A 25,591-nucleotide genomic window follows, 5' to 3' on the forward strand; every position below is an offset into this window, starting at 1 on the left:
CCTCGCTCACCGGCGCCCCGCACGCACGCGTGCGGGGCGTTTTCGTGTCCGTACGACACTGGGGGCGTGATCCGTTACGACGCCCTGGACGCGCTGCCCGTCCGTGCCGCCCTGCCCGCCCTGAGCGACGCCCTGGAGGGGCACGGCACCGCCGTGCTGGTGGCGCCGCCCGGCACCGGCAAGACGACGCTGGTGCCGCTCGTGCTGGCGGGGCTGGTCGGCGGCGGCCCGGCGCGCCGGGTCGTGGTGGCCGAGCCTCGGCGCATCGCGGCGCGGGCGGCGGCCCGGCGGATGGCGTGGCTGCTGGGCGAGAAGCCCGGCGAGAGCGTCGGCTTCACGGTGCGCGGCGAGCGGGTCGTGGGGCGCCGCGCGCGCGTGGAGGTCGTGACGACCGGTGTGCTGTTGCAGCGGCTCCAACGGGATCCGGAACTGGCCGGCGTCGACGTGGTGGTCCTCGACGAGTGCCATGAGCGGCATCTGGACGCCGACACGGTGGCCGCCTTCCTCTGGGACGTACGGCAGACGCTGCGGCCGGAGCTGCGGCTGGTGGCCGCGTCGGCGACCACGGACGCACAGGGCTGGGCACGGCTGCTCGGCGACGCTCCGGTGGTCGAGGCCGAGGGTGTCCCGCATCCCGTGGACGTCGTCTGGGCGCCGCCCGCGCGTGCGGTGCGGCCGCCGCACGGCATGTGGGTCGATCCGGCGCTGCTGGGGCATGTGGCGGCGGTGGTGCGGCGGGCGCTGGCCGAGCGGGAGGGGGACGTGCTGTGCTTCCTGCCCGGCGTGGGCGAGATCGCGCGTGTGGCCGGGCAGCTGGGCCGTCCGGGTGAGGTCGAGGTGCTGCAGGTGCACGGGCGGGCCCCGGCCGCCGTGCAGGACGCGGTGCTGGCCCCAGGGGAGCGGCGCCGGGTGGTGCTGGCCACGTCCGTGGCGGAGTCGTCGCTGACGGTGCCCGGGGTGCGGGTGGTGGTCGACTCGGGCCTGGCGCGGGAGCCTCGTGTGGACCACGCGCGCGGGTTGAGCGGGCTGGCGACGGTACGGGCGTCCCGGGCGGCCGGGCGGCAGCGGGCGGGGCGGGCCGGGCGTGAGGCGCCCGGTGTGGTGTACCGGTGCTGGACGGAGGCGGAGGACGTCCGTCTGCCGGCCTTTCCGGCGCCGGAGATCAAGGTGGCCGACCTGACCGCGTTCGCCCTTCAGGCGGCCTGCTGGGGCGATCCGGACGCATCCGGACTGGCACTGCTGGATGCGCCGCCGGGTGGGGCCATGGCTGCGGCGCGCGCCACGCTGACGGCGGTGGGAGCGGTGGACTCCGCCGGCCGGGCCACCGAGATCGGCGTACGGCTGGGGCGGTTGGGAGTGCACCCCCGGCTGGGGCGGGCCCTGCTGGACACCTCCGGTGGGGGTGCCCCGGTCGTCGCTCTGCTCTCCGAAGAGGTGCCCCGGGACTACGGGGATGATCTTGCCGGTGCGCTGCGGCGGGCCCGGCGTGGGGGTGACGCCTACGCGGGGCGGTGGACCGGTGAAGTACGGCGGCTGCGGGCCGTGTCGGAGGAGTTCTCCCACCCGGTCGCCCAGGACCGTCGGCTGCCGGCGGCCTCCCAGGCCGGACCCGGCACCGGTGACGACAGCATCGCCGGCCTCGTCGCCGCGCTCGCCTTCCCCGAGCGGGTCGCCAGGCTCGACGGCGGCTCGTACCTCATGGCGTCCGGGACCCGGGCCGAGCTGTCCGAGGGGTCGGCGCTGCGCGGCGCACCCTGGATCGTCGTCGCCGTCGCCGACCGGCCCGGCGGGAAGGGGCATGCGCGCGTGCGGCTCGGAGCCGGTGTGCACGAGGACGTGGCGCGGGCCGCGGCCGGGGCGCTGCTGGCGGAGCGGGACGAGGTCCACTGGGCCGACGGGGATGTCGTGGCCCGGCGTGTCGAACGGCTCGGGGCCGTCGAGCTGGCCGTACGGCCGCTGAAGGACGTCGATCCCGGGCTCGTGCGCGGCGCCCTCCTCGAAGGGCTCCGGCAGGAGGGGTTCGGGCTGTTGCGGTGGTCCGCGGAGGCGGAGGTGCTGCGGCAGCGGCTGGCGTTCGTGCGTGCGCACCTCGGGGAGCCGTGGCCTGACGTGTCGGACGAAGCGCTGCACGCGCGCGTGGACGAGTGGTTGGAGCCGGAGCTGGGCCGGGCCCGGAGGCGGGCCGATCTCGGGCGGATCGACGCCGGACAGGCGATCGCGCGGCTGCTGCCCTGGGCGAGCGGGGAGGCCGTCCGGCTGGACGAGCTGGCGCCCGAACGGATCGCCGTACCCAGTGGGTCCAGAATCCGGATCGACTACGCGGACCCGGAGCGGCCCGTCCTCGCGGTGAAGCTGCAGGAGATGTTCGGGCTGCAGGAGACTCCGGCGGTGGCCGGGGTGCCGGTGCTCGTCCATCTCCTCTCCCCCGCCGGACGGCCCGCCGCCGTCACGGCCGATCTCGCCTCCTTCTGGAAGGACGGCTACAAGGGGGTGCGCGCGGAGCTGCGCGGGCGCTACCCGAAGCATCCGTGGCCCGAGGACCCGGCGACCGCCGAGCCCACCCGGCACACCAACGCGCGGCTCAGGCGCTGACCGGTTCGGGTTCCGTCGCCCGCGCGGGTGCCGGGTCCCCGGGCCGGCGGCCGCGTGCCTCCAGGTAGAGGGAGAGCGCGAGGAGCAGCAGGCCGAGGCTCAGGAAGCCCCAGGGCAGGTAGGAGGTCATCAGCAGGACCAGGGTGCGGTTGTGCTCGACCAGGGCGACGGTGTGCTCGATGTAGTCCTCGCGCATCTTCACGTCCCCGGCGAACGCGGTCACGCGGGCGCGGCCGCCGAGCAGGGTGCCGCCGCGCAGCTCCTCCTTGTGGAGCTCCTCGCCGTAGACGGGCGCTCCGGTGACGGGTTCGACCCAGAACCTGCGGACCGTGCTGTACCAGCGGGTGGTGCCGGTCCTGGCCACCGACTCGGGGGTGATGCCCTTGACCGGCATGGTCTTGGGCATGGCGACCTTGGTCCAGGGGATGGTCTGTTCGAAGTAGTAGACCTTCAGGCCGCGGAAGGTCCGGGTGCCCTGGTAGTGGATCGGGCTGGTGGTGCGGGTCTGCGCGTCGAAGTACTCGTAGTCGCGCTTCTGGGTCAGGAACGGCCACTTGAACTCGATGCCGTCCCGCTTGACCGGGTCTCCGTCGACCGACTCGCCGGTGGCGTGGACGGGGTCCTGGCTGTGGGCGTCGAAGATGTAGCGCTCCGGGACGCGGGAGACCATCTTGCCGTCGGGGCCCTGGACGTAGGACAGCCCGTCCCAGACGACGACGGGCCGCCCCGCGCTCTTCCCGATCCGCTCGGCGGCCTCCACGTTGCCCTTGAGGGTCTGCACGATGGTCACCTCGGGGACCTTCCTCGCGCGCATGGTGCCGTAGTCGAGGAGGGTCGCGCCCTTGGCCTCGAGCACCATGTCCTGGTACTGGTTCGCGGGGATCCTGGCCAGGCGCGGGAAGGCGTACCAGCGCAGCAGCGGGGACAGCGCCGCGAAGAACACGGCGCAGGCGAGCAGGACCAGGCTTGCCTTGCGGCGCATTCCGGCCTCCCTCCCGGACGGGCGCTGCTACGGGTGCGCGGGCACCGTCGTCAGCAGCGGTTTGGGGGACGTCCGGCCCGTCGGCGCGCCCATGGCGGTGATCGCGAGGACCAGGGCGAGCGCGAGGGCGAGACCGGTCGCGGCGGCGATCAGGGCGCGCATGCGGGGCCTCCCGGCGGACGGTTCCTGATGGATCGTCAGGTGCGGCACCGTAGCAACGCGCGCGCGAGATGAGAACACGTAACGCAAACGGGCATACGGGCATACGGGCATACGGACAAGGGCGCCCCTCCGCCGTGGCGGAGGGGCGCCCTGTCGCGCTGTGCCGGCTTCGCTCCGTCAGGGGGTCGCGGACGGGCTCGGCGAGGGGCTGGCCGAGGCGTCGGCCGCGGCGACCTTCAGCTCGACGGTGAGCGTCGCGCCGCCGGTGGTGGTGATGCGGAGCAGGAAGGTGCCCGTGACGTCGTCCGCGTACAGCTTCGGCAGCGTGAGCAGACCCTTGTCGTCCGTCTGGAGGCCGGTGAGGGTGCGTACGGCCTTGCCGTCGGCGTCCTTGAAGTAGGGGCCCTTGTCGTTCTCGGTGGCGTCGTCGGCCGACTTGATCAGGGTGGCGGTGGCCGCCACCTTGTCGGCGACGGTGCCCTTGTACGTCGCCTTCACCTGGACCTGGTCGGCGAACTCGCCGCCCGGGGTGCAGGTCAGCGGGGTGTCGCTGGTGCGGGCCAGGGTGTCGGCGGCGCGTGCGGTGACGGTGGCCGTGTAGTCGACGCCCTTGGCCTTGTGGCCGACGACAACGGTGGTGATCTTGAAGGTGCCGGTCTTCTCGCCCGCCTCGAGCGCCGGTGCGAGCGCCACGCCCTTGGCGTCGGTGGCGATCGTGGCCACGGTCTCGCCCCCGGCGAACGTGGCGTCGGTGTCGCCGGTGATGGTGAACCGGATCCGGACCTTGCCGACGGCCGACCCGGCCTTGGTCTCGGCGCGGGTGCCGATCCGCTGGGCGAACGCGTCGCCGGCCATCGCGGTGAGCTTCGCGTTGCCGGTGCTCGCGTCCTTCAGGTGGTCCACGGTGTCGGAGGGCGTGGGCGGCTTCGGCGGCTTCGGCGGCTTCGGGTCGTGGTGCCCCTTGCCGCCGCCGGGCTTGCCCGGCTTGGTCTTCGGCGGGTCGGAGGGCTTGGTGGTGTGCTTCGAGCCGTCGTCGCTGCGGTGGGAGGGCACGCCGCCGGAGCCGTCGGGCACGGAGTGGCTGTCCTTGCGGTAGTACTCCAGCCAGCTCAGGACCAGGTTCAGATAGTCCTGCGAGTTGTTGTAGCTGAGGATCGCGCTGTGCAGGCCGGCCTCGCCGGACAGGTCCCAGTCGTTGCGGCACAGGTAGTGGCCGGCGGCGAGCGCGGCGTCGTAGACGTTGTTGGGGTCCGCCTTGCCGTCGCCGTTGCCGTCGCGGCCGGCCCAGGCCCAGGTGGACGGGATGAACTGCATCGGTCCGACGGCCTGGTCGTAGGTGCTGTTGCCGTCGTACTCGCCGTGGTCGGTGTCCTTGATGAGCGCGAAGCCGTTGCCATCGAGCTGCGGGCCGAGGATCGGGCTCAGCGTGGTGCCGTCGGCGTCGACACGGCCGCCGCGGGCGTGGCCCGACTCGACCTTGCCGATGGCGGCCAGGAGTTGCCAGGGCAGGTTGCAGCCCGGCTTGGAGCTGCGCAGCTCGGCCTCGGCCTTCTTGTAGGCGTCGAGGACCGTCGCGGGGATACCGGCCTCGGCCGGGCCCCGGGAGACGGGGGTGCCGACGGTGGGCGACGGGCTGGGGTTGGGGCTGTTGAGCGGCGGCAGGTCCGTGTAGTACGGCGAGTTGCCGGTGGCGTTGCCGTCGGCGGTCACGTCCGGTACCGGGGCGCTGGCGCCGGCCGCGGCCTGTCTGCCGTGGTCCTCGCCGGGGGCTCCCGGAGCCTGGGACGCGGACAGAGCCGCGACCGCCGCTGCGGCCACGGCGGTGGTCGCCGCTCCCTTGCGCAGCCGCCTGCCGATGTGCGCCGCCATAGAGTGAACCCCTCCCGTGGACGCCCCTGCGTCCGTCTCCGTCCGTGTGCCTCGCTCTGGTCTGACGGTTGACCCGGTGCTCTGGTTGCGCCTGTTCCGTCTTTCCATCCACGCGACGTACGTTCGAGCGTGCGCCCGGCACCGCGACCCAGGTGACCCTACGACACCTTCCTTGAAGCGGGCACGGGTTCGCGCCCGTTTTTCACCGGTTGGCCAACTTCCGTTGGTGTGGCGGGCGTCGGACGGTACTCACGCATACTGGACGGGCATGATCACCGGTTCCGGTGCCACGGCCGACGACCGCTCCAGGGGGCTCTGTTGCCGTTCACGCTCAGCCATGCGGCGGCCGTGCTGCCCGCCATCCGCCGGGACGGCGGCGGCCGGGGCCGGCTGGTGCCCTCGGTGCTCGTCGCGGGCTCCTTCGCGCCCGACATGACCTACTACGCCGCGAGCGTCCTGCCGGGCGGCATGGAGTTCGGTGCGGTCACGCACTCTTTCTCCGGAGTGGCCGGCGTCGACGTGCCCGTCTCCTGGGCGCTGGTGGGGCTGTGGCTGCTCGTCCGGGAACCGCTGGTGGCGCTGCTGCCCCGGGCCCGGCAGGGCCGCCCGGCCGCTCTGCTGCGCTGCGGTGCGCCACGCGCGCGCGTGCGGGCCGTTTCGGTGCTGTGGTGGTACGTCTCCGCGGTGCTCGGCGCGCTGACGCATGTCGTGTGGGACGCCTTCACGCATCACGACCGGTGGGGGTCCCGGCTGGTTCCCGCCCTCGGGCGGGGCCTTGCGGGCATGCCGCTCTACTCGTGGCTGCAGTACGGCACGTCCGCGGTGGCCGCCGTGGTCATCGCCTTGTTCCTGGTACGCGCGCTGCGGCGGGCGCCGGCCGGCGAGCCGGTGGGGGTGCCCGCCCTGTCCGTACGGGACCGCTGGTGGGCCGCCGCCGTGCTCGGCGGCTGCGCCCTGGCGGGAGCGGTGCAGCGGGCGGCGCGGTGGTGGGAGTACTGGGGTGCGCACGCGCGGCCCTGGGACCTGGTGCCCACCCTGTGCTTCGGCGTGGGCTCCGGGCTCGTGCTCGGGGTGCTGGTGTACGCCGCCGGGGTCAGGGTGTGGCGCCCTGCCCCGGCTCCGGGCGGTCCCGCAGCGGCGGTCGGTGCGCGCCGGGACCGGTCGGCCGCTCGATGACGGGGACCACGAACACGGTGAGGGTGCGCCGGGGCCGCGTTCTCGGGATCAGGGTGAGCAGCAGCGCGAGGTAGCCGCGGGCGAGATCCGGCCAGGCGCGCCAGTCGGGGGCGTGGCGGGTGCGGGCGGCGAGTCGGCGCCGGAGGTCCACCGCGGCCCTGCGTACGGTCGTGGCCAGGTCGGCGGGGATGCGGGCGGTGCTTGCGTCGGCCGCGAGGGCCGGAACCGGCGAGGCGGGCGTGCCCCGGTCCGCGGCGGTGTCCGCCGGGGCCGGGGTGCTGCCCTGCGCTTCGGGTGTCCGGTGGTGGAGCATGCGTATACCCATGCTCGCAGTGTTGCGGGTCTGGGGCTCGGGGGGCGTTTTGGCGGGGGCCACGTGAGTGAAACGCCCTCCGGGGGTTCGGCAGGGCGGGTTTCGGTGAGTTCGGCACCGCGGGGATGCGCCGTGGGGGTTGATCGCCGTTGCGGCGGGAAATTCTCCGCGGAGCGGAGTCTCCCTTTCCTGCCGCAACGGCACGCGATCAGGCGCTGTCCCGGCTAGTGCGCCGCCGACTCCCAGTCCGGGCCCACGCCCACCGAGACGTCGAGCGGGGCCCTCAGGAGGACCGCGTTCGCCATCTCGCGGCGGACGATCTCCTCGGTGGTCTTGCGCTCGCCGGGGGCGATCTCCAGGACGATTTCGTCGTGGACCTGGAGGAGCATGCGGGACTTGAGGGCCGCCTCGCGCAGGGCCCGGTCGACGTTGAGCATGGCGATCTTGACGATGTCGGCCGCCGTGCCCTGGATCGGCGCGTTCAGGGCCATGCGCTCGGCCGCCTCGCGACGCTGCCGGTTGTCGCTGTTGAGGTCCGGGAGGTAGCGGCGGCGCCCGAAGAGCGTCGCCGTGTAGCCCGTCGCCCGCGCCTCGTCGACCGCCCGGCGCAGATAGTCCCGGACGCCGCCGAAGCGCTCGAAGTAGGTGTCCATCAGGGCGCGCGCCTCGGCCGCCTCGATGTTCAGCTGCTGGGAGAGGCCGAAGGCGGAGAGGCCGTACGCCAGGCCGTACGACATGGCCTTGATCTTGCGGCGCATCTCCGCGTCAACCGCGTCCCGCTCGACGGAGAAGACCTGGGAGGCGACCGTCGTGTGCAGGTCCTCGCCGGAGGTGAACGCCTCGATCAGGCCCTCGTCCTCGGAGAGGTGGGCCATCACGCGCAGCTCGATCTGGCTGTAGTCGGCGGTCATCAGGGACTCGAAGCCCTCGCCGACCACGAAGCCGCGGCGGATCGCCCGGCCCTCGTCGGTGCGGACCGGGATGTTCTGCAGGTTCGGGTCCGTGGAGGACAGCCGGCCGGTCGCGGCCACCGTCTGGTTGAAGGTGGTGTGGATCCGGCCGTCTCCGGCGACGGTCTTGATCAGGCCCTCGACGGTGACGCGCAGCTTCGCCTGCTCGCGGTGCCGGAGCATGATCACCGGCAGTTCGTTGTCGGTCTGGGTGGCGAGCCAGGCGAGGGCGTCGGCGTCGGTCGTGTAGCCGGTCTTGGTCTTCTTCGTCCTGGGCAGGGCCAGCTCGCCGAAGAGGACTTCCTGGAGCTGCTTCGGGGAGCCCAGGTTGAACTCGTGGCCCGCGGCCGCGTGCGCCTCCTTCACGGCCTGCTGCACGGCGGCGGCGAACGTCTGCTCCATCGCCTCCAGGTGCGCGCGGTCGGCGGCGATGCCGTGACGCTCCATGCGGGCGAGCAGGGCGGAGGTGGGCAGTTCCATGTCCCGGAGGAGGTCGGCCGCACCGACCTCCTGGAGGCGGACCTCGAAGGCCTCGCCCAGGTCGAGGACGGCGCGGGCCTGGATCATCAGCGCCTCGGCCTCGGCGCCGTCGTCCGCGCCGAAGGCCAGCTGGCCGTCGGCCGCGGCGGCGGGGGCCAGCTCGCGGTGCAGATACTCCAGGGACAGCGCGTCCAGGTCGAAGGAGCGGCGGCCCGGCTTGACCAGGTAGGCGGCGAGGGCGGTGTCCATGGCGACGCCCTCCACGCTCCAGCCGTGCTCGGCGAAGACGCGCATCGCGCCCTTGGCGCTGTGGAACACCTTGGCGCGGCCGGCGTCGGCCAGCCAGGCCGCGAACGCGTTCTCGTCGGTCTCGTCCAGCTCGGCGGGGTCGAACCGGGCGGCCGCTCCCCCGGCCGCCGCCAGGGCGACCTCGGCGACCGAGCCGGTGCCCAGGGCCCAGGTGCCCACCGTGGCGACGCCGAGGGTCCCGGTGCCGTGCTCGGCCAGCCAGGGGGCCAGCTCGCCGGTACCGAGGATCTTGCCGTCCAGTTCCACGCGCTCCGTCGCGACCGGGGTGGCCTCGGCCTCCTCGGTGCCCGGGTCGACCGCGAAGAGACGCTCGCGCAGGGAGGGGTTGCGGATCTCCAGGGTGTCCAGGACCATCGCGACGGTCTTGCGGTCGTACGGGCCCCGCTCCAGGTCGGTGACCGTCTTCGGCAGCTCGACCCCGCGCTCCAGCTCGGTGAGGCGGCGGTTGAGCTTGACCGCCTCCAGGTGGTCGCGGAGGTTCTGCCCGGCCTTGCCCTTGACCTCGTCGACGCGCTCGACCAGCTCGGCGAACGAGCCGAACTGATTGATCCACTTCGCGGCGGTCTTCTCGCCGACCCCGGGGATGCCGGGGAGGTTGTCGGACGGGTCGCCGCGCAGGGCCGCGAAGTCGGGGTACTGGACGGGCGTCAACCCGTACTTCTCGAAAACCTTCTCCGGGGTGAAGCGGGTCAGCTCCGAGACACCCTTCGTCGGGTACAGCACGGTGGTGTTCTCGGTGACCAGCTGGAAGGAGTCGCGGTCGCCGGTGACGATCAGCACCTCGAAGCCCTCGGCCTCGGCCTGGGTGGCGAGGGTGGCGATGATGTCGTCCGCCTCGAAGCCCTCGACGGCGAAGCGCGGCGCGTGCATGGCGTCGAGCAGCTCGCCGATCAGCTCGACCTGGCCCTTGAACTCGTCCGGGGTCTTGGAGCGGTTCGCCTTGTACTCGATGAACTGCTCGGAGCGCCAGGTCTTGCGGGAGACGTCGAAAGCCACCGCGAAGTGCGTGGGCGCCTCGTCACGCAGGGTGTTGGCCAGCATCGACGCGAAACCGTAGATCGCGTTCGTCGGCTGGCCCGTCGCGGTCGTGAAGTTCTCCGCGGGCAGCGCGAAGAACGCGCGGTAGGCCAGCGAGTGCCCGTCCATGAGCATCAGCCGGGGACGGGTGCCGCCGGGGTTCTTGTCGGTCTTCTTCGATGCTGTCTCTGCCACGCCCCCGATCCTGCCACGCCCCACCGACACTCCGGGCCGCGGCGGGTTCGCCGCCCCGCGCGCAGCCCCACGGACACGGGCCGCGAGCCCGCGGATCCCGGCCGGAACCCCCGCGGGCCCCGGCGCGGGCACGGCTCCCGTCGCCCGGCAGGACCGGGGCTCACCGCTGTCGGTGCCCCGTGGGAGGATCTGAGGCCTACTTCTCAAACACAGTCGAAGGGGACCGTGCGATGGCGACGAAGCCGCCCAAGGGTGATCCGGTTCAGGACGCGCCGCAGGTCGCGGAGCCGAAGCACGCGGCGGCGGGGCTGCCCGCCATCGGGCACACCCTGCGCATCGCCCAGCAGCAGATGGGTGTGAAGCGCACCGCGCTGACCCTGCTGCGGGTGAACCAGAAGGACGGCTTCGACTGCCCGGGCTGTGCCTGGCCGGAGCCGGAGCACCGGCACAAGGCGGAGTTCTGCGAGAACGGCGCCAAGGCGGTCGCCGAGGAAGCCACCCTGCGCCGGGTCACCCCGGAGTTCTTCGCCGCGCACTCGGTGGCCGACCTGGCCACCAGGAGCGGGTACTGGCTGGGACAGCAGGGGCGGCTCACGCATCCCTTGCATCTCGCCGAAGGCGGAGATCACTACAAGCCGGTGAGCTGGGAGCGTGCCTTCGAGATCATCGCCGAGGAGATCTCCGCCCTCGGCTCCCCCGACGAGTCCGTCTTCTACACCTCGGGGCGCACCAGCAACGAGGCAGCCTTCCTCTACCAGCTCTTCGCGCGTGAGCTGGGCACGAACAATCTGCCCGACTGCTCGAACATGTGCCACGAGTCGTCCGGCTCGGCGCTCTCCGAGACGATCGGCATCGGCAAGGGCAGCGTCCTGCTGGAGGACCTCTACAAGGCCGACCTGATCGTCGTCGCGGGGCAGAACCCCGGGACGAACCACCCGCGCATGCTCTCCGCGCTGGAGAAGGCCAAGGCGAACGGCGCGAGGATCATCAGCATCAACCCGCTGCCCGAGGCCGGCCTGGAGCGGTTCAAGAACCCGCAGACCCCGCAGGGCATGCTCAAGGGCGCCGCTCTCACCGATCTGTTCCTGCAGATCCGCATAGGCGGCGACCAGGCGCTGTTCCGTCTCCTCAACAAGCTGGTCCTGGAGACCGAAGGCGCCGTCGACGAGGAGTTCGTCCGCGAACACACGTACGGGTACGAGGAGTTCGCCGAGGCCGCGCGTGCCGCCGACTGGGACGAGACGCTCAGGGCGACCGGCCTGTCCCGCGCGGAGATCGAGCAGGCCCTCGGCATGGTCCTCGCCTCCGAGCGGACCATCGTCTGCTGGGCGATGGGCCTCACCCAGCACAAGCACGCCGTACCGACCATCCGCGAGGTGGTCAACTTCCTGCTCCTGCGCGGCAACATCGGGCGCCCGGGCGCGGGTGTGTGCCCGGTGCGCGGCCACTCCAACGTGCAGGGCGACCGCACGATGGGCATCTTCGAGAGGCCCGCCCCGGCCTTCCTGGACGCACTGGAGAAGGAGTTCGGGTTCGCGCCCCCGCGCGAGCACGGATTCGACGTCGTGCGGGCCATCCGCGCGCTGCGGGACGGCGAGGCGAAGGTGTTCTTCGCCATGGGCGGCAACTTCGTCGCCGCCTCCCCGGACACGGACGTCACCGAGGCGGCCATGCGGCGCGCACGGCTGACCGTGCACGTGTCGACCAAGCTCAACCGCTCGCACGTCGTCACGGGTGCGCGTGCCCTGATCCTGCCGACGCTCGGCCGTACCGAGCGCGATCTGCAGGCCGGCCCGGACGGGAGGGGCGCGGAGCAGTTCGTCACGGTCGAGGACTCCATGGGCATGGTGCACGCCTCGCGCGGGCGGCTCGCGCCGGCGAGCGGGCAACTGCTGTCCGAGCCGGCGATCGTGTGCCGGCTGGCGCGCCGGGTGCTCGGCGCGGACAGCAAGGTGCCGTGGGAGGAGTTCGAGAAGGACTACGCGACGATCCGCGACCGCATCGCGCGCGTGATCCCCGGTTTCGAGGACTTCAACGCGCGCGTGGCCCGGCCGGGCGGCTTCACGCTGCCGCACGCGCCGCGCGACGAGCGCCGCTTCCCGACGGCGACCGGCAAGGCGAACTTCACGGCGGCGCCGGTGGAGTACCCGGAGCTGCCCGAGGGCCGGCTGCTGCTGCAGACCCTGCGCTCGCACGACCAGTACAACACCACGATCTACGGCCTGGACGACCGCTACCGGGGCATCACCAACGGCCGCAGGGTGGTGCTGGTGAACCCGGAGGACGCGCGGGCCCTGGGCGTCACCGACGGGTCGTACGTGGACCTGGTGAGCGAGTGGAAGGACGGCGTGGAGCGACGGGCGCCCCGCTTCCGTGTCGTCCACTATCCGACGACGCGGGGCTGCGCGGCGGCGTACTACCCGGAGACCAACGTGCTCGTGCCGCTGGACGCCACCGCCGACACCAGCAACACCCCGGCCAGCAAGTCCGTCGTGGTCCGCCTGGAGAGCGTGCCGGAGGGCCGCCCGGAGAACCGGCCGGAAGCCCGTCTGGAACAATCGGCGACCGACTGAGCGTTTGCTCAGCCAGGAGCCAGATGTACGACGAACGGAGCCGGGCCCATGGGCGAGCAGCCGCAGGTGAAATTCCCGCAGGAGGTCATCGACGAGTACGCCGCGCTCGGTGTCGACCTGCCCGCGCTGTTCTCGGCGGGCCACCTCGGGACGCGGATGGGCGTGCAGATCCTGGAGGCGTCGGCGGAGCGGGTCGTCGGCACGATGCCGGTGGAGGGCAACACCCAGCCGTACGGGCTGCTGCACGGAGGCGCGTCCGCGGTGCTGGCGGAGACGCTGGGCTCGGTCGGCGCCATGCTGCACGGCGGCAGCTCGAAGATCGCGGTCGGCGTGGACCTGAACTGCACGCACCACCGCGGGGTCCGCTCCGGCCTGGTGACCGGCGTGGCGACGCCGGTGCACCGTGGGCGGTCGACGGCGACGTACGACATCGTGATCAGTGACGAGGAGGGCCGCCGGGTGTGCAGCGCCCGGCTGACCTGCCTGCTGCGCGACGTGCGGGCCGGTGACGAGGCGCACGTCCGGCCCGCCGGCGACTGAGAGCGTCTCCGCCGCCCCGTTGCCCCCCGCCGCCCCTCCCCCTTAGTTTCGGCACATGGGACGGCTTGGGGGCCCCCGGCCGGGGGTGAGGTTCCTGGTGCTCTCGCTGGCGCTGCTGTGGACGACGAGCTGCGCCGGGACGGGCGGCGCCGGGCCGGGTGCGGGCGGCTCCGGCGGCCCCGGGCACGCGGCCCGCGGCCCGGCCTCCGCGTCGCCGGCCGCCGACGCGGAGCTGTGCGCGAGGATCGTCGCGCACTGGTCGCGGAAGGTGCTCGACAGCGGCACCTACGGCGACTATCAGTCCATGGGGCTGTCCAACGGACAGTACGAGATCCTGCGCGACGTCGTGGACGCGGCGCGGGCGGCCGGGCGGCGCCAAGGAGCCACGGCCGCCGACGAGTTGATCGACCGTCAGGCCCGTACGTCCTGCGCCGAGCGGTACCGGCACGGAACCCCGGGCGGAGGTCCGTGGCGATGAGCGGCATCGGCCCCCTGGAGCCCGGCGAGGGTACGCGGGCGTGGGACACCGCGCCGCGAGCGCCCCGCGGCCGCCGGCGCGCACTGCCCTCGTCCCTGTACGCCCGCCACCGCCGCGCCGCCCTGGCCCTCGCCGCCGTCGCGCTCCTGCTCGCGGGCGGCGGCTATCTCTACGCGACCCGCCCGCAGCAACTGCCGCCACCCCAAGTGCCGTACCCCGCCCAGGTGGTGACGGTGTCGTATCTGCGCGAGCGGGCCACCGCGCCGGGTGCGCCGGCCCGCAGCTTCAGCTTCGAGGTGCTGTTGAGCGTGGCGTCGGGGCCGCCGGTCACCGTGGCCCGAGTGACGCAGCCGTACGCCGGCCTGTCGGTGGCCGTGGCGCCGCATGTCCCGTTCCGGACAAAGGCAGGCGCTCCCCGCAAGATCACCATAACCATGCAAGTGACGGAATGCGGAAAGGTTCCGAAGGACGCCGGGATGCCTTTCCTGGAAGTAACTCTACGTAATACGCGCGCAATGCAGATTCAGAGTTTCATCCTCGGCCCCCGCTACGCACAGCACCTCTCGCACGGCCTGAAAGTCGCCTGCAGCAACAGTGGCTCGTAATCACCAAAACCCCTGAGACACCTGAACGCATCAGGGGCGGTCCTGCGGGTTCTCACAATGCGGACAGGGCGAATCGGCCTTAATTCCGGCGATCCCCCCACGGTGTACCGCTCTGCATTACCTCGTGTCATAACAAGAGCGTCACAGCATTGGTCAGACCCTCCTCCACGTTCCCCACACACGCCTAGAGTCACGGCCAGTCACCGCGCAGTCGGATTCCCACTTCGGCCAGGCGCGAGCGACTCGACCGTTTCCACGGGGATGCGGTCGTCGATCGGAAAGGACTGATCGTGCGTCAACGTTCGCTCATCGCCATCACCGCCGCCCTGGCGGCGGGTGCGCTCACCCTCACCGCCTGCGGCTCGCGCGACAGCGGCGACAAGGGTTCGGACTCCGGCAACGGCGGCGGCACCACCGTCACCATCGGCGTCGACGCCCCGCTGACCGGCGACCTGTCCGCGCTCGGCCTGGGCATCCGCAACTCCGTGGACCTGGCGGCCAAGACGGCCAACAAGAAGAACTACGTCAAGGGCATCACCTTCAAGGTCGAGGCCCGCGACGACCAGGCCCAGCCCTCCTCGGGCCAGACGAACGCCACCGGCTTCGTCGGCGAGAAGGACGTCCTCGGCGTCGTCGGTCCGCTGAACTCCTCCGTGGCCCAGTCGATGCAGAAGGTCTTCGACGACGCCAAGCTCGTCGAGGTCTCCCCGGCCAACACCAGCCCGGACCTGACCCAGGGCACCGACTGGCGCAAGTCGAAGGCTCGCCAGTACAAGTCGTACTTCCGCACCGCGACCACGGACGCCATCCAGGGCCCGTTCGCCGCCCAGTACGTCTACAACAAGGCCAAGAAGACCAAGGCCTTCGTCATCGACGACAAGAAGACGTACGGCGCCGGCCTCGCCGGGACGTTCACCGACGAGTTCAAGAAGCTCGGCGGCAAGATCGTCGGCACGGAGCACATCAACCCCGACACCAAGGACTTCTCCGCGGTCGCCACCAAGGTGAAGAACTCCGGTGCCCAGGTGGTCTACTACGGCGGCGAGTACCCGCAGGCCGGTCCGCTCAGCAAGCAGATCAAGGCCGCCGGCGCCAAGATCCCGCTGGTCGGCGGCGACGGCATCTACGCCGACGACTTCATCAAGCTGGCCGGCGCCTCCGGCACCGGCGACCTGGCCACCTCGGTCGGCGCGCCGGTCGAGACGCTCGACTCCGCCAAGGAGTTCGTCGCCAACTACAAGGCGGCGGGCTACAAGGAGGCGTACGCGGCGTACGGCGGTTACTCCTACGACTCCGCGTGGTCGATCATCGAGGCCGTGAAGAAGGTCGTCGACGACAACGGCGGCAAGCTGCCGTCCGACGCCCGCGCGAAGATCACCGCTGCGATGCAGAACGTCTCCTTCGACGGTGTGACCGGCAAGGTCTCCTTCGACGAGTACGGTGACGCGACCAACAAGCAGCTCACCGTCTACTCCGTCAAGGGCGGTGCCTGGAAGGCCGTGGAGTCCGGCACCTACAACGGCAGCTGACCCACACCCGCACCAGCCGAGCCGCGCGGGGCGCTGTTCCACAGGCGCCCCGCGCGGACTCGCATCCGGTCACATCCGTCGAACTTTCCGAACGCTCGGAGGACATGCGGTGAACGAACTGCCGCAGCAGCTGGTCAACGGCCTGCTACTTGGATCCATGTACGGGCTGGTCGCCATTGGCTACACGATGGTCTATGGCATTGTCCAGCTCATCAACTTCGCCCACGGCGAGATATTCATGACCGGCGCGTTCGGCGCGCTCACGGTCTACGCCTACATCCTTCCCGACGGCACCTCGATGTGGGTGGCCCTGCCGCTGATGCTCATCGGCGCCATCCTCGTCGCCGTCACGGTCGCCGTCGGAGCGGAACGGTTCGCCTACCGCCCCCTGCGCAGCGCACCCCGCCTCGCTCCCCTCATCACCGCCATCGGCCTCTCCCTCGCCCTCCAGCAGGCGGTGTGGGCCTGGTACCCGGGCGCCAAGTCCGCCCGCACCTTCCCGAGCATCCCCGGCGGGCCCTTCGAGATCGGCAACGTCACGATCCAGACCGGTGACATCTTCCTGGTCTGCGCGGCGCCGCTCAGCATGGCGTTCCTCGCCTACTTCGTGATGCGCACCCGTACCGGGCGCGGCATGCAGGCCACCGCCCAGGACCCGGACACCGCGAAGCTGATGGGCATCAACACCGACCGCATCATCGTGGTCGCGTTCGCCCTCGGTGCCACCTTCGCCGCCGTCGGATCCGTGGCCTACGGCCTCAAGTACGGCCAGATCGACTTCCGCATGGGCTTCATCCTCGGCCTGAAGGCGTTCACCGCGGCCGTCCTCGGCGGTATCGGCAACATCTACGGCGCCATGCTCGGCGGCCTCGTCCTCGGCGTCGCCGAGGCCCTGTCCACCGCCTACATCGCCGACATCCCCGGCATGGACAAGTTCGGCAGCCAGTCCTGGGCAGACGTCTGGGCGTTCGTACTCCTCATCCTCGTTCTGCTGTTCAGGCCCCAGGGTCTGCTCGGCGAACGCGTCGCGGACAGGGCGTGACACCGATGACCACACAGACCACCGCATCCGGGACCCCCAGCGCTCCCGCGGCCGCCCCGTCCGGCCTGATCGGCCTGCCCGCCCCGCTCGGCCGGGCTCTCGCCACCGGCGGCGGAGTCCTGACGATCCTCTCCACCTTCCTCGCCTGGACCTGGACCGCCGCGTTCCCCGGCGACCTCACCGTCTACGGCTACCCGGGCGGCCTTCAGGTCCTCGTCCTGATCGGCGGCATCCTCACCACCGTCTTCGGCCTCGCCTCCTACGGCGTCAAGGGCCTGAAGTGGCTGACCCCGGCCGGCGCCGACAGCGCCCTCAAGACGGCCGCGCTCGGCGCCTTCGCCACCGCCTGGTACACGGTCATCGCCATCAGCGCCAAGCTGGGCGGTCTGGTGAACCTGGAGGCCGGCGGTTTCATCGTGGCCATCGCCACGCTGGCGGCCCTGGTCGGCGCGCTGGCCCTGCCGTACGAGCGGCCGGCCCCGGACCTCGCCGACCCGGACGACACCGGCCTGGAGAAGTTCCGTCACCAGTCCCGGCAGAACTGGAGCAACTTCAAGGCGGCCTTCGCCGCCAAGACCCCGGCGCCGGCCCCCAAGCTGCCCGCCTACGCCGAGATCCTCGTCATCATCGCGGCGATGGCCGTCGGTCTGACCGTCTTCACCTACGGCATCGGCACCGAGTACGACCAGCTGTTCATCGGCTTCCTCATCACCGCCGGCTTCGGCTTCGGCGCCCTCGCCAAGGCCGGGCTCGTGGCCCGGGTCTCGGCGATCACCGCGCGCCACCGCAACATCACCATGGCCGGTGCCTTCGCCGCCGCGGCCGCCTTCCCGTTCACCCAGTCCGACGACCAGTACGCGACGATCGGCGTCTACATCCTGATCTTCGCCACGGTCGCGCTCGGCCTGAACATCGTCGTCGGGCTCGCCGGCCTCCTCGACCTCGGTTACGTCGCCTTCCTCGGTGTCGGCGCCTATACCGCGGCCCTGGTCTCCGGCTCGCCGTCCTCGCCGCTGCACGTCAACCTGCCGTTCTGGGCCTCGGCGCTGTGCGGCGCGGCCGTCGCGATGGTCTTCGGCGTGCTGATCGGCGCCCCGACCCTGCGACTGCGCGGCGACTACCTCGCCATCGTGACCCTCGGCTTCGGTGAGATCTTCCGCATCACCGTCCTCAACATGGACGGCACCTCGGGCCCGGACGTCACCAACGGCTCCAACGGCATCTCCTCGATCCCGAACCTGAACATCCTCGGCTTCGACTTCGGCCAGGAGCACCAGTTCCTCGGCGCCACCGTCGGCCGGTTCGCGAACTACTTCCTGCTGATGCTGTTCATCACGCTCATCGTGGTCGTGGTGTTCCGGCGCAGCAGCGACTCCCGCATCGGCCGCGCCTGGATCGCCATCCGCGAGGACGAGACCGCCGCGCTCGCCATGGGCATCAACGGCTTCCGGGTCAAGCTCATCGCGTTCGCCCTGGGCGCCTGCATGGCCGGCCTCGCCGGTTCCGTCCAGGCCCACGTCACGTACACGGTGACCCCGGAGCAGTACCAGTTCGCGCACGTCGTGCCGCCCAACTCGGCCTTCCTGCTGGCCGCGGTGGTCCTCGGCGGCATGGGCACCATCTCCGGTCCGCTGGTCGGTGCCGCGCTGCTGTACCTGATCCCGGCCAAGCTCCAGTTCCTGGGCGACTACCAGCTCTTCGCCTTCGGCGTCGCGCTCGTGATCCTCATGCGCTTCCGTCCCGAGGGCCTCATCCCCAACCGGCGCCGCCAGCTCGAATTCCACGAAGAGGCAGAAGCGCCCGCCGTCCTCAGCAAGGCAGGGGCGTGACCACCATGACCACCGACACCACCACCCAGGACGCCGCCCCCGGCGCGTCCGCACCCGGCGAGGTCGTGCTCGACGCCCGCGGCGTGACCATGCGCTTCGGCGGTCTGACGGCCGTGCGCAACGTCGACTTCACCGTCAACAGCGGCGAGATCGTCGGTCTGATCGGCCCCAACGGCGCCGGCAAGACCACGTTCTTCAACTGCCTCACCGGTCTGTACGTCCCCACCGAGGGCGAGGTCCGCTACAAGGGCCAGGTCCTGCCGCCGAAGTCCTTCAAGGTCACGGCGGCGGGCATCGCCCGTACCTTCCAGAACATCCGTCTGTTCGCCAACATGACGGTCCTGGAGAACGTGCTGGTCGGCCGCCACACCCGCACCAAGGAGGGCCTGTGGTCCGCGCTGCTGCGCGGCCCCGGCTTCCACAAGGCCGAGGCGGCCTCCCGCGCCCGCGCCATGGAACTCCTGGAGTTCGTGGGCCTGGAGGCGAAGGCCGAGCACCTCGCCCGCAACCTCCCCTACGGCGAGCAGCGCAAGCTGGAGATCGCCCGGGCGCTGGCCAGCGAGCCCGGCCTGCTGCTCCTGGACGAGCCGACCGCCGGAATGAACCCGCAGGAGACCCGGGCCACCGAGGAACTGGTCTTCGCCATCCGGGACAAGGGCATCGCCGTGCTCGTCATCGAGCACGACATGCGCTTCATCTTCAACCTCTGCGACCGCGTGGCCGTCCTGGTGCAGGGCCAGAAGCTCGTCGAGGGCGACAGCGCGACCGTGCAGGGCGACGAGCGGGTCGTCGCCGCGTACCTCGGCGAACCCTTCGAGAACGCTCCCGGCGACGAGGAGGTCGCCGAGGTCGAGGCGGCCGAGGCGCACGCCGAGGCCACGACGGACGCCGCGCCCGGCAAGGAGAACGACCGATGACCGCACTGCTCGAAGTAGAGGACCTGCGGGTCGCCTACGGCAAGATCGAGGCCGTCAAGGGCATCTCCTTCAAGGTCGACGCCGGCGAGGTGGTCACCCTCATCGGCACCAACGGCGCCGGCAAGACCACCACCCTGCGCACGCTCTCCGGTCTGCTGAAGCCGGTCGGCGGGCAGATCAGGTTCAACGGCAAGTCGCTGAAGAAGGTCCCGGCCCACGAGGTGGTCTCGCTGGGGCTCGCCCACTCCCCCGAGGGGCGGCACATCTTCCCGCGCATGACCATCGAGGACAACCTGCGCCTCGGTGCGTTCCTGCGGAGCGACAAGCCGGGCATCGAGAAGGACATCCAGCGCGCCTACGACCTCTTCCCCATCCTCGGGGAGCGCAGGAAGCAGGCGGCCGGCACCCTCTCCGGCGGTGAGCAGCAGATGCTGGCGATGGGCCGCGCCCTGATGTCCCAGCCGAAGCTGCTGATGCTGGACGAGCCGTCCATGGGCCTGTCGCCGATCATGATGCAGAAGATCATGGCGACGATCGCCGAGCTGAAGTCCCAGGGCACGACGATCCTGCTGGTCGAGCAGAACGCCCAGGCGGCGCTCTCGCTCGCCGACCAGGGCCATGTCATGGAGGTCGGCAACATCGTCCTGTCCGGCACGGGTCAGGACCTGCTGCACGACGAGTCGGTCCGCAAGGCGTACCTCGGCGAGGACTAGCCGCTCCGCTCGAAAGGCCGTCCCTGCACTGCGGGTCGGCCATGGCTGGTCGCGCAGTTCCCCGCGCCCCCCCATGGGACGCGAAGGCCCGCGCCCCCCTTCTCCGGGGGCGCGGGCCTCGTCGTTCCGGTGCGGGAGGTCAGGCCTTCTTCGCGGCCTTCTTCTCCTCGTTGTCCGCGATGACCGCCTCGGCGACCTGCTGCATCGACATCCGGCGGTCCATGGAGGTCTTCTGGATCCAGCGGAAGGCGGCGGGCTCGGTCAGCCCGTACTCGGTCTGCAGGACGGACTTGGCGCGGTCGACCAGCTTGCGGGTCTCCAGCCGCAGGGTGAGGTCGGCGACCTCCTGCTCCAGCTGCTTCAGTTCGGTGAAGCGGGAGACGGCCATCTCGATGGCCGGTACGACGTCGCTCTTGCTGAACGGCTTCACCAGGTAGGCCATGGCACCGGCGTCCCGGGCGCGCTCGACGAGGTCGCGCTGGGAGAAGGCGGTGAGCATGAGGACCGGGGCGATGGACTCCTCGGCGATCTTCTCGGCCGCGGAGATGCCGTCCAGCTTGGGCATCTTCACATCGAGGATCACCAGGTCCGGCCGGTGCTCGCGGGCGAGCTCCACGGCCTGCTCCCCGTCCCCGGCCTCGCCGACGACGGTGTACCCCTCCTCCTCCAGCATCTCTTTCAGGTCGAGCCGGATCAGTGCCTCGTCCTCGGCGATGACGACACGGGTCGTCAGCGGAGGCACGTGCGACTTGTCGTCGTCGGGCGCGTCTACGGGCTGGGGCGACTCGGCGGTCACTGGGGCTCCTCGTTCAGGGCAGGGGTACTGCTGACAAGAGCCTACCTAGCTACGGTATGGTGGACGCGCGGAGGGTCGGGGGAAACCTTGGATTCTGCGAGCCCCGGTAGCCCAATTGGCAGCAGGCAACGGATTCAAAACCCGTACAGTGTCGGTTCGAGTCCGACCCGGGGCACTTTTCCTTGGATTCCAAGGTCACTGAATTGGCGGGCCCCTCCGGGTGAGGGGCCCTTTTCCATGCCCTTGTCCCATCCCGGGGTCCGCTATTTGGGACTGTCATCCTCGCCGATGTGGTGCACCCGGACCATGTTGGTCGAGCCGGAGACACCGGGCGGGGAACCCGCCGTGATGACCACGACGTCACCTTTCCGGCAGCGGCCGTACTTCAGGAGCAGCTCGTCCACCTGGTCGACCATGGCGTCCGTGGAGTCGACGTGCGGGCCGAGGAAGGTCTCCGCACCCCAGGTGAGGCTGAGCTGCGAGCGGGTGGCCTGCTCCGGGGTGAAGGCCAGCAGCGGGATGGGCGAGCGGTAGCGGGACAGGCGGCGGGCCGTGTCTCCCGACTGGGTGAACGCCACCAGGAACTTCGCCCCGAGGAAGTCGCCCATCTCGGCCGCGGCCCGGGCGACGGCGCCGCCCTGGGTGCGGGGCTTGTTCCGCTCGGTCAGCGGCGGCAGACCCTTGGCGAGCAGATCCTCCTCGGCCGCCTCGACGATCTTCGCCATCGTCCGCACCGTCTCGATCGGGTACTTGCCGACGCTGGTCTCGCCGGACAGCATCACCGCGTCCGTGCCGTCGATGACCGCGTTGGCCACGTCCGAGGCCTCGGCGCGGGTCGGGCGGGAGTTGTCGATCATCGAGTCCAGCATCTGGGTGGCCACGATGACCGGCTTGGCGTTGCGCTTGGCGAGCTTGACGGCGCGCTTCTGCACGATCGGGACCTGTTCCAGCGGCATCTCCACGCCCAGGTCGCCGCGCGCGACCATGATGCCGTCGAAGGCCGCGACGATGTCGTCGATGTTGTCGACCGCCTGCGGCTTCTCCACCTTGGCGATCACCGGGAGGCGGCGGCCCTCCTCGCCCATGATGCGGTGGACGTCCGCGGCGTCCTTGCCGCTGCGCACGAAGGACAGGGCGATGACGTCGAAGCCGGTGCGCAGCGCCCAGCGCAGGTCGTCCTCGTCCTTCTTGGAGAGGGCGGGCACGGAGACGGCGACGCCGGGGAGGTTCAGGCCCTTGTGGTCGGAGATGACGCCGCCCTCGATCACCCGGGTGCGGACCCGGGGGCCGTCGACGGCGGTGACCTCCAGGCAGACCTTGCCGTCGTCCACGAGGACGCGCTCACCCGGGGTGACATCGGCGGCGAGGCCGGCATAGGTGGTGCCGCAGACGTGCCGGTCGCCCTCGACGCCCTCCTCCACGGTGATGGTGAAGGAGTCGCCGCGTTCAAGGAGTACGGGACCTTCACTGAAGCGGCCGAGCCGGATCTTCGGACCTTGAAGGTCGGCGAGGATTCCGACGCTGCGACCGGTCTCGTCGGCCGCCTTCCGTACGTGCCGGTATCGCTCCTCGTGCTCGGCGTGAGTGCCGTGGCTGAGGTTGAAACGGGCGACGTCCATTCCGGCCTCGACCAGTGCCTTGATCTGGTCGTACGAGTCGGTGGCGGGCCCCAGAGTACAGACGATCTTTGCTCGGCGCATGATTCGAGCCTAGGCCTTACCCGTCGGTAGAGAATCCGGGCTACATGGCCACTCAACAACCTTTGAGTAAAGGGCTATTGACAAGTGTTGAATTGTGCGGCAGCCCGCTCCTATGAGCGATTCTTTTCGGTCATAACTTCCCCATGTCCGGAATTCACAGCCGCGGCGGCACCAGTGTGAATTGAGCGCTGACCTGGGCGGTGACACGCAGTCGCGAGGGTTCCAGATCGAGAGGTTCGGCGGGCTCGGCCGCTTCGGCCGTGCTCATACGCCGGGCACCCCGCGCGAAGGCGGCCCCGCCGGCCCGCGGCCGCTCGGCGCCGGTGTCGGCCAGTTCGACCAGGGCGGCGATCGAGGTGCCGAGGGCCTCGGCGTACTCCCGGGCACGCTGGAGCGCCTCGCCGACCGCCCGCCGCCGGGCCTCGGCGTGCACGGGCGAGCCGGGGCGCAGGGACCACCAGGGGCCGTCGACCCGGGTCAGTTCCAAGTCGGCCAGCCGCGTGGTCAGTTCACCGAGGACGGTGAAGTCCGAGAACTCGGCGCCGAGGTGGACGCGGCCCTGGTAGCTGCGCACCCGCTCGCCCCGGCCGCGCTCGGTCAGCTCCGGGGTGATGGAGAAGGCTCCGGTCGACAGCTCCTCCACCGCGTCCCCGTAGGACTTCACGAGGTCGAGGACGGCGGCGTTGCGCCGGGTGAGGTCGTCCAGGGTGGAGCGCCGGTCGCGGCCGCGGGCGGTCACGGTCACGCCGATGCGGGCGATCTCGGGCTCGACGTCGAGTTCGGCCTCGCCGCGGACCACGAGGAGAGGGGCGTCGGGGGTGCCGTACGGGACGGCCGACGGGGAGGTCATACGTCCCACTCTGTCACGCACCTCCCGCTTCGGCGGCCGGAGTTCACGCATCAGGTCACCAGATCGCAACCTCTTGGACCTGTTGCCGTCGGTCATGACCAGGTCAGAATCTACGCGCGTTGTTGACCATTCGCCAAGGAGACCGAGAGATGCCTTTGAACCGCCGGAAGTTCCTGAAGAAGTCCGCCGCGACGGGCGCGGGGGTCGCGATCGCCGGTGCGGCGGCGGCTCCGGCGGCCGAGGCGGCCGAGCAGCAGACGCCCGGGAAGCACGTGAAGCGCCACTCGCTCACCGTCATGGGCACCACCGACCTGCACGGCCACGTCTTCAACTGGGACTACTTCAAGAACGCGGAGTACACCGACAAGGCGGGCAACGCCCAGGGCCTGGCCCGGATCTCGACCCTGGTCAACAGGATCCGCGCGGAGAAGGGCCACTGCAACACGCTGCTGCTGGACGCCGGCGACACGATCCAGGGCACCCCGCTGACGTACTACTACGCCAAGGTCGACCCGATCACCGCCAAGGGCGGCCCGGTGCACCCGATGGCGCAGGCGATGAACGCGATCGGGTACGACGCCGCCGCGCTCGGCAACCACGAGTTCAACTACGGCATCGAGACCCTGCGCAAGTTCGAGGAGCAGCTGGACTTCCCGCTGCTCGGCGCCAACGCGGTCGACGCGAAGACGCTGCGGCCCGCCTTCCAGCCGTACTTCGTCAAGACGTTCCACGTGCCCGGCGCCCGTCCGGTCAAGGTCGCCGTGCTCGGTCTGACCAACCCCGGCATCGCGATCTGGGACAAGGCGTACGTGCAGGGCAAGCTGGCGTTCCCGGGCCTGGAGGAGCAGGCCGCGAAGTGGGTGCCGAAGCTGAAGGCGCTGGGCGCCGACGTCGTCCTGGTCTCGGCGCACTCCGGGTCCTCCGGCACCTCGTCCTACGGTGACCAGCTGCCGTACGTGGAGAACGCGGCCGCCAACGTGGCCAAGCAGGTCCCGGGCATCGACGCGATCCTCGTCGGGCACGCGCACGTGGAGATCCCGGAGCTGAAGGTCACCAACGACAGGACCGGGAAGACGGTCGTGCTGTCGGAGCCGCTGGCCTACGCGGAGCGGCTGTCCGTGTTCGACATCGAGCTGGTCTTCGAGAAGGGCCGGTGGACCGTCGAGTCCGTCTCCTCGAAGGTGCTCAACTCCAACTCGGTCGCCGACGACCCGAAGATCACCAAGCTGCTCGCCGACGAGCACGCGAAGGTCGTCACGTACGTGAACCAGGTCGTCGGCACCGCGACCGCGACCCTGACGACGGTCGAGGCCCGCTACAAGGACGCCCCGATCATCGACCTGATCACCAGGGTCCAGGAGGACGTGGTCAAGGCCGCGCTGGCGGGCACCGAGTACGCCTCGCTGCCGGTCCTCGCGCAGGCCTCGCCGTTCTCCCGCACCTCCGAGATCCCGGCCGGCGACGTGACCATCCGGGACCTGTCGAGCCTGTACGTGTACGACAACACGCTGGTCGCCAAGCTGCTGACGGGTGCCCAGGTGCGGGCGTACCTGGAGTACTCGGCGGCGTACTACGTCCAGACGGCCGCCGACGCCGCCGTCGACGTGGAGAAGCTGACCAACGAGGGCGGCCGCCCCGACTACAACTACGACTACGTCTCGGGCCTGTCGTACGACATCGACATCGCCCAGCCGGCCGGTTCGCGGATCAAGAACCTCACCTTCAAGGGTGCCGCGCTGGACGACGCCCAGCAGTTCGTGTTCGCGGTGAACAACTACCGCGCCAACGGCGGCGGCGCCTTCCCGCACGTCGCGTCGGCCAAGGAACTGTGGTCGGAGTCGACGGAGATCCGCACCCGGATCTCGGAGTGGGTCACCGCGAAGGGCGTCCTTGACCCGAAGGACTTCGCGTCCGTGGACTGGAAGCTCACGCGGAACGGCACGCCCGTCTTCTAGGCCGCACAGGCAGGAGACC

The 25,591-nt window shown here is 71.0% G+C and carries 20 protein-coding genes and 1 tRNA gene; 13 read left to right on the forward strand and 8 right to left on the reverse strand.

The annotated features are described in order from the left end of the window. The first annotated feature begins 66 nt into the window (after positions 1-66). Positions 67-2,592, forward strand: coding sequence for an ATP-dependent helicase HrpB (gene hrpB / locus AC07DS_RS20670; RefSeq protein WP_479147256.1), 2,526 nt, complete (start codon positions 67-69; stop codon positions 2,590-2,592). Here the strand turns inward: hrpB and pgfA are convergent. From pgfA to AC07DS_RS20685, 3 genes are all read right to left on the reverse strand, one after another. Beyond that, the gene (pgfA, locus tag AC07DS_RS20675; protein ID WP_479147257.1) at positions 2,582-3,574 is read right to left on the reverse strand and encodes a cell envelope lipid trafficking protein PgfA; all 993 of its coding nucleotides are present in this window, start codon (positions 3,572-3,574) and stop codon (positions 2,582-2,584) included. The two genes, hrpB and pgfA, sit on opposite strands and share 11 nt — an antisense overlap. Positions 3,575-3,601: 27 nt before the next feature. Continuing rightward, positions 3,602-3,736, reverse strand: coding sequence for an SPW_0924 family protein (locus AC07DS_RS20680; RefSeq protein ID WP_316753571.1), 135 nt, complete (start codon positions 3,734-3,736; stop codon positions 3,602-3,604). 177 nt (positions 3,737-3,913) lie between these two features. Next, on the reverse strand, positions 3,914-5,605 hold the full coding sequence (locus AC07DS_RS20685) for a lytic transglycosylase domain-containing protein (RefSeq protein WP_479147259.1): 1,692 nt from the start codon (positions 5,603-5,605) through the stop codon (positions 3,914-3,916). Between the two features lie 318 nt (positions 5,606-5,923). Here AC07DS_RS20685 and AC07DS_RS20690 point away from each other — a divergent pair, with 318 nt between their 5' ends. Next, the gene (locus AC07DS_RS20690; protein ID WP_479147261.1) at positions 5,924-6,781 is read left to right on the forward strand and encodes a DUF4184 family protein; all 858 of its coding nucleotides are present in this window, start codon (positions 5,924-5,926) and stop codon (positions 6,779-6,781) included. On the opposite strand, the gene AC07DS_RS20695 is transcribed toward AC07DS_RS20690, so the two are convergent. Next, positions 6,699-7,106, reverse strand: coding sequence for a hypothetical protein (locus tag AC07DS_RS20695; RefSeq protein ID WP_479147263.1), 408 nt, complete (start codon positions 7,104-7,106; stop codon positions 6,699-6,701). The two genes, AC07DS_RS20690 and AC07DS_RS20695, sit on opposite strands and share 83 nt — an antisense overlap. Positions 7,107-7,318: 212 nt before the next feature. Beyond that, complete coding sequence (polA, locus tag AC07DS_RS20700; RefSeq protein ID WP_479147265.1) at positions 7,319-10,045, reverse strand: DNA polymerase I; 2,727 nt, start codon at positions 10,043-10,045, stop codon at positions 7,319-7,321. Positions 10,046-10,275: 230 nt separating this feature from the next. Here polA and AC07DS_RS20705 point away from each other — a divergent pair, with 230 nt between their 5' ends. From AC07DS_RS20705 to AC07DS_RS20745, 9 genes are all read left to right on the forward strand, one after another. Continuing rightward, the gene (locus AC07DS_RS20705; protein WP_479147267.1) at positions 10,276-12,618 is read left to right on the forward strand and encodes an FdhF/YdeP family oxidoreductase; all 2,343 of its coding nucleotides are present in this window, start codon (positions 10,276-10,278) and stop codon (positions 12,616-12,618) included. A gap of 48 nt (positions 12,619-12,666) precedes the next feature. Further along, positions 12,667-13,158, forward strand: a complete 492-nt coding sequence (locus AC07DS_RS20710) for a hotdog fold thioesterase (protein ID WP_479147268.1) — start codon at positions 12,667-12,669, stop codon at positions 13,156-13,158. A 55-nt stretch (positions 13,159-13,213) separates the two neighbouring features. Beyond that, a complete protein-coding gene (locus tag AC07DS_RS20715; RefSeq protein WP_479147270.1) occupies positions 13,214-13,636 on the forward strand; it encodes a hypothetical protein in 423 nt (140 codons plus the stop codon). Beyond that, positions 13,633-14,241 carry a Tat pathway signal sequence domain protein gene (locus tag AC07DS_RS20720; protein WP_479147272.1) on the forward strand — a complete coding sequence of 203 codons (609 nt, stop codon included), beginning with the start codon at positions 13,633-13,635 and terminating at the stop codon, positions 14,239-14,241. Before AC07DS_RS20715 ends, AC07DS_RS20720 begins: the two co-directional genes overlap by 4 nt. 290 nt (positions 14,242-14,531) lie before the next feature. After that, complete coding sequence (locus tag AC07DS_RS20725) at positions 14,532-15,770, forward strand: branched-chain amino acid ABC transporter substrate-binding protein (protein ID WP_479147274.1); 1,239 nt, start codon at positions 14,532-14,534, stop codon at positions 15,768-15,770. Between the two features lie 109 nt (positions 15,771-15,879). Then, positions 15,880-16,812 carry a branched-chain amino acid ABC transporter permease gene (locus AC07DS_RS20730; protein ID WP_145875065.1) on the forward strand — a complete coding sequence of 311 codons (933 nt, stop codon included), beginning with the start codon at positions 15,880-15,882 and terminating at the stop codon, positions 16,810-16,812. Positions 16,813-16,817: 5 nt separating this feature from the next. Then, positions 16,818-18,641 (forward strand): branched-chain amino acid ABC transporter permease, encoded by a 1,824-nt coding sequence (locus AC07DS_RS20735; RefSeq protein ID WP_479147276.1) that lies wholly within the window; start codon positions 16,818-16,820, stop codon positions 18,639-18,641. A gap of 5 nt (positions 18,642-18,646) precedes the next feature. Further along, positions 18,647-19,558: an ABC transporter ATP-binding protein gene (locus AC07DS_RS20740; RefSeq protein ID WP_145875068.1), complete on the forward strand. Its 912-nt coding sequence runs from the start codon at positions 18,647-18,649 to the stop codon at positions 19,556-19,558. Beyond that, positions 19,555-20,271, forward strand: coding sequence for an ABC transporter ATP-binding protein (locus AC07DS_RS20745; RefSeq protein ID WP_145875070.1), 717 nt, complete (start codon positions 19,555-19,557; stop codon positions 20,269-20,271). The genes AC07DS_RS20740 and AC07DS_RS20745 overlap by 4 nt, the downstream gene beginning before the upstream one ends. Before the next feature lie 139 nt (positions 20,272-20,410). Here AC07DS_RS20745 and AC07DS_RS20750 read toward each other — a convergent pair whose 3' ends face one another. Continuing rightward, a complete protein-coding gene (locus AC07DS_RS20750) occupies positions 20,411-21,067 on the reverse strand; it encodes an ANTAR domain-containing response regulator (protein WP_468807737.1) in 657 nt (218 codons plus the stop codon). A 100-nt stretch (positions 21,068-21,167) separates the two neighbouring features. On the opposite strand from AC07DS_RS20750, the gene AC07DS_RS20755 reads away from it, so the two are divergent. Beyond that, positions 21,168-21,242 (forward strand) — tRNA-Leu (locus AC07DS_RS20755). Positions 21,243-21,330: 88 nt separating this feature from the next. Here AC07DS_RS20755 and pyk read toward each other — a convergent pair. After that, on the reverse strand, positions 21,331-22,767 hold the full coding sequence (gene pyk, locus AC07DS_RS20760) for a pyruvate kinase (protein WP_479147279.1): 1,437 nt from the start codon (positions 22,765-22,767) through the stop codon (positions 21,331-21,333). Positions 22,768-22,921: 154 nt separating this feature from the next. Beyond that, positions 22,922-23,617 carry an SIMPL domain-containing protein gene (locus tag AC07DS_RS20765; RefSeq protein WP_479147281.1) on the reverse strand — a complete coding sequence of 232 codons (696 nt, stop codon included), beginning with the start codon at positions 23,615-23,617 and terminating at the stop codon, positions 22,922-22,924. Positions 23,618-23,766: 149 nt separating this feature from the next. Between AC07DS_RS20765 and AC07DS_RS20770 the strand changes: the two genes are divergently transcribed. Next, complete coding sequence (locus tag AC07DS_RS20770) at positions 23,767-25,572, forward strand: bifunctional metallophosphatase/5'-nucleotidase (RefSeq protein ID WP_479147283.1); 1,806 nt, start codon at positions 23,767-23,769, stop codon at positions 25,570-25,572. Positions 25,573-25,591: the final 19 nt, after the last annotated feature.

The sequence above is a fragment of the Streptomyces sp. NPDC044064 genome, assembly GCF_056434245.1.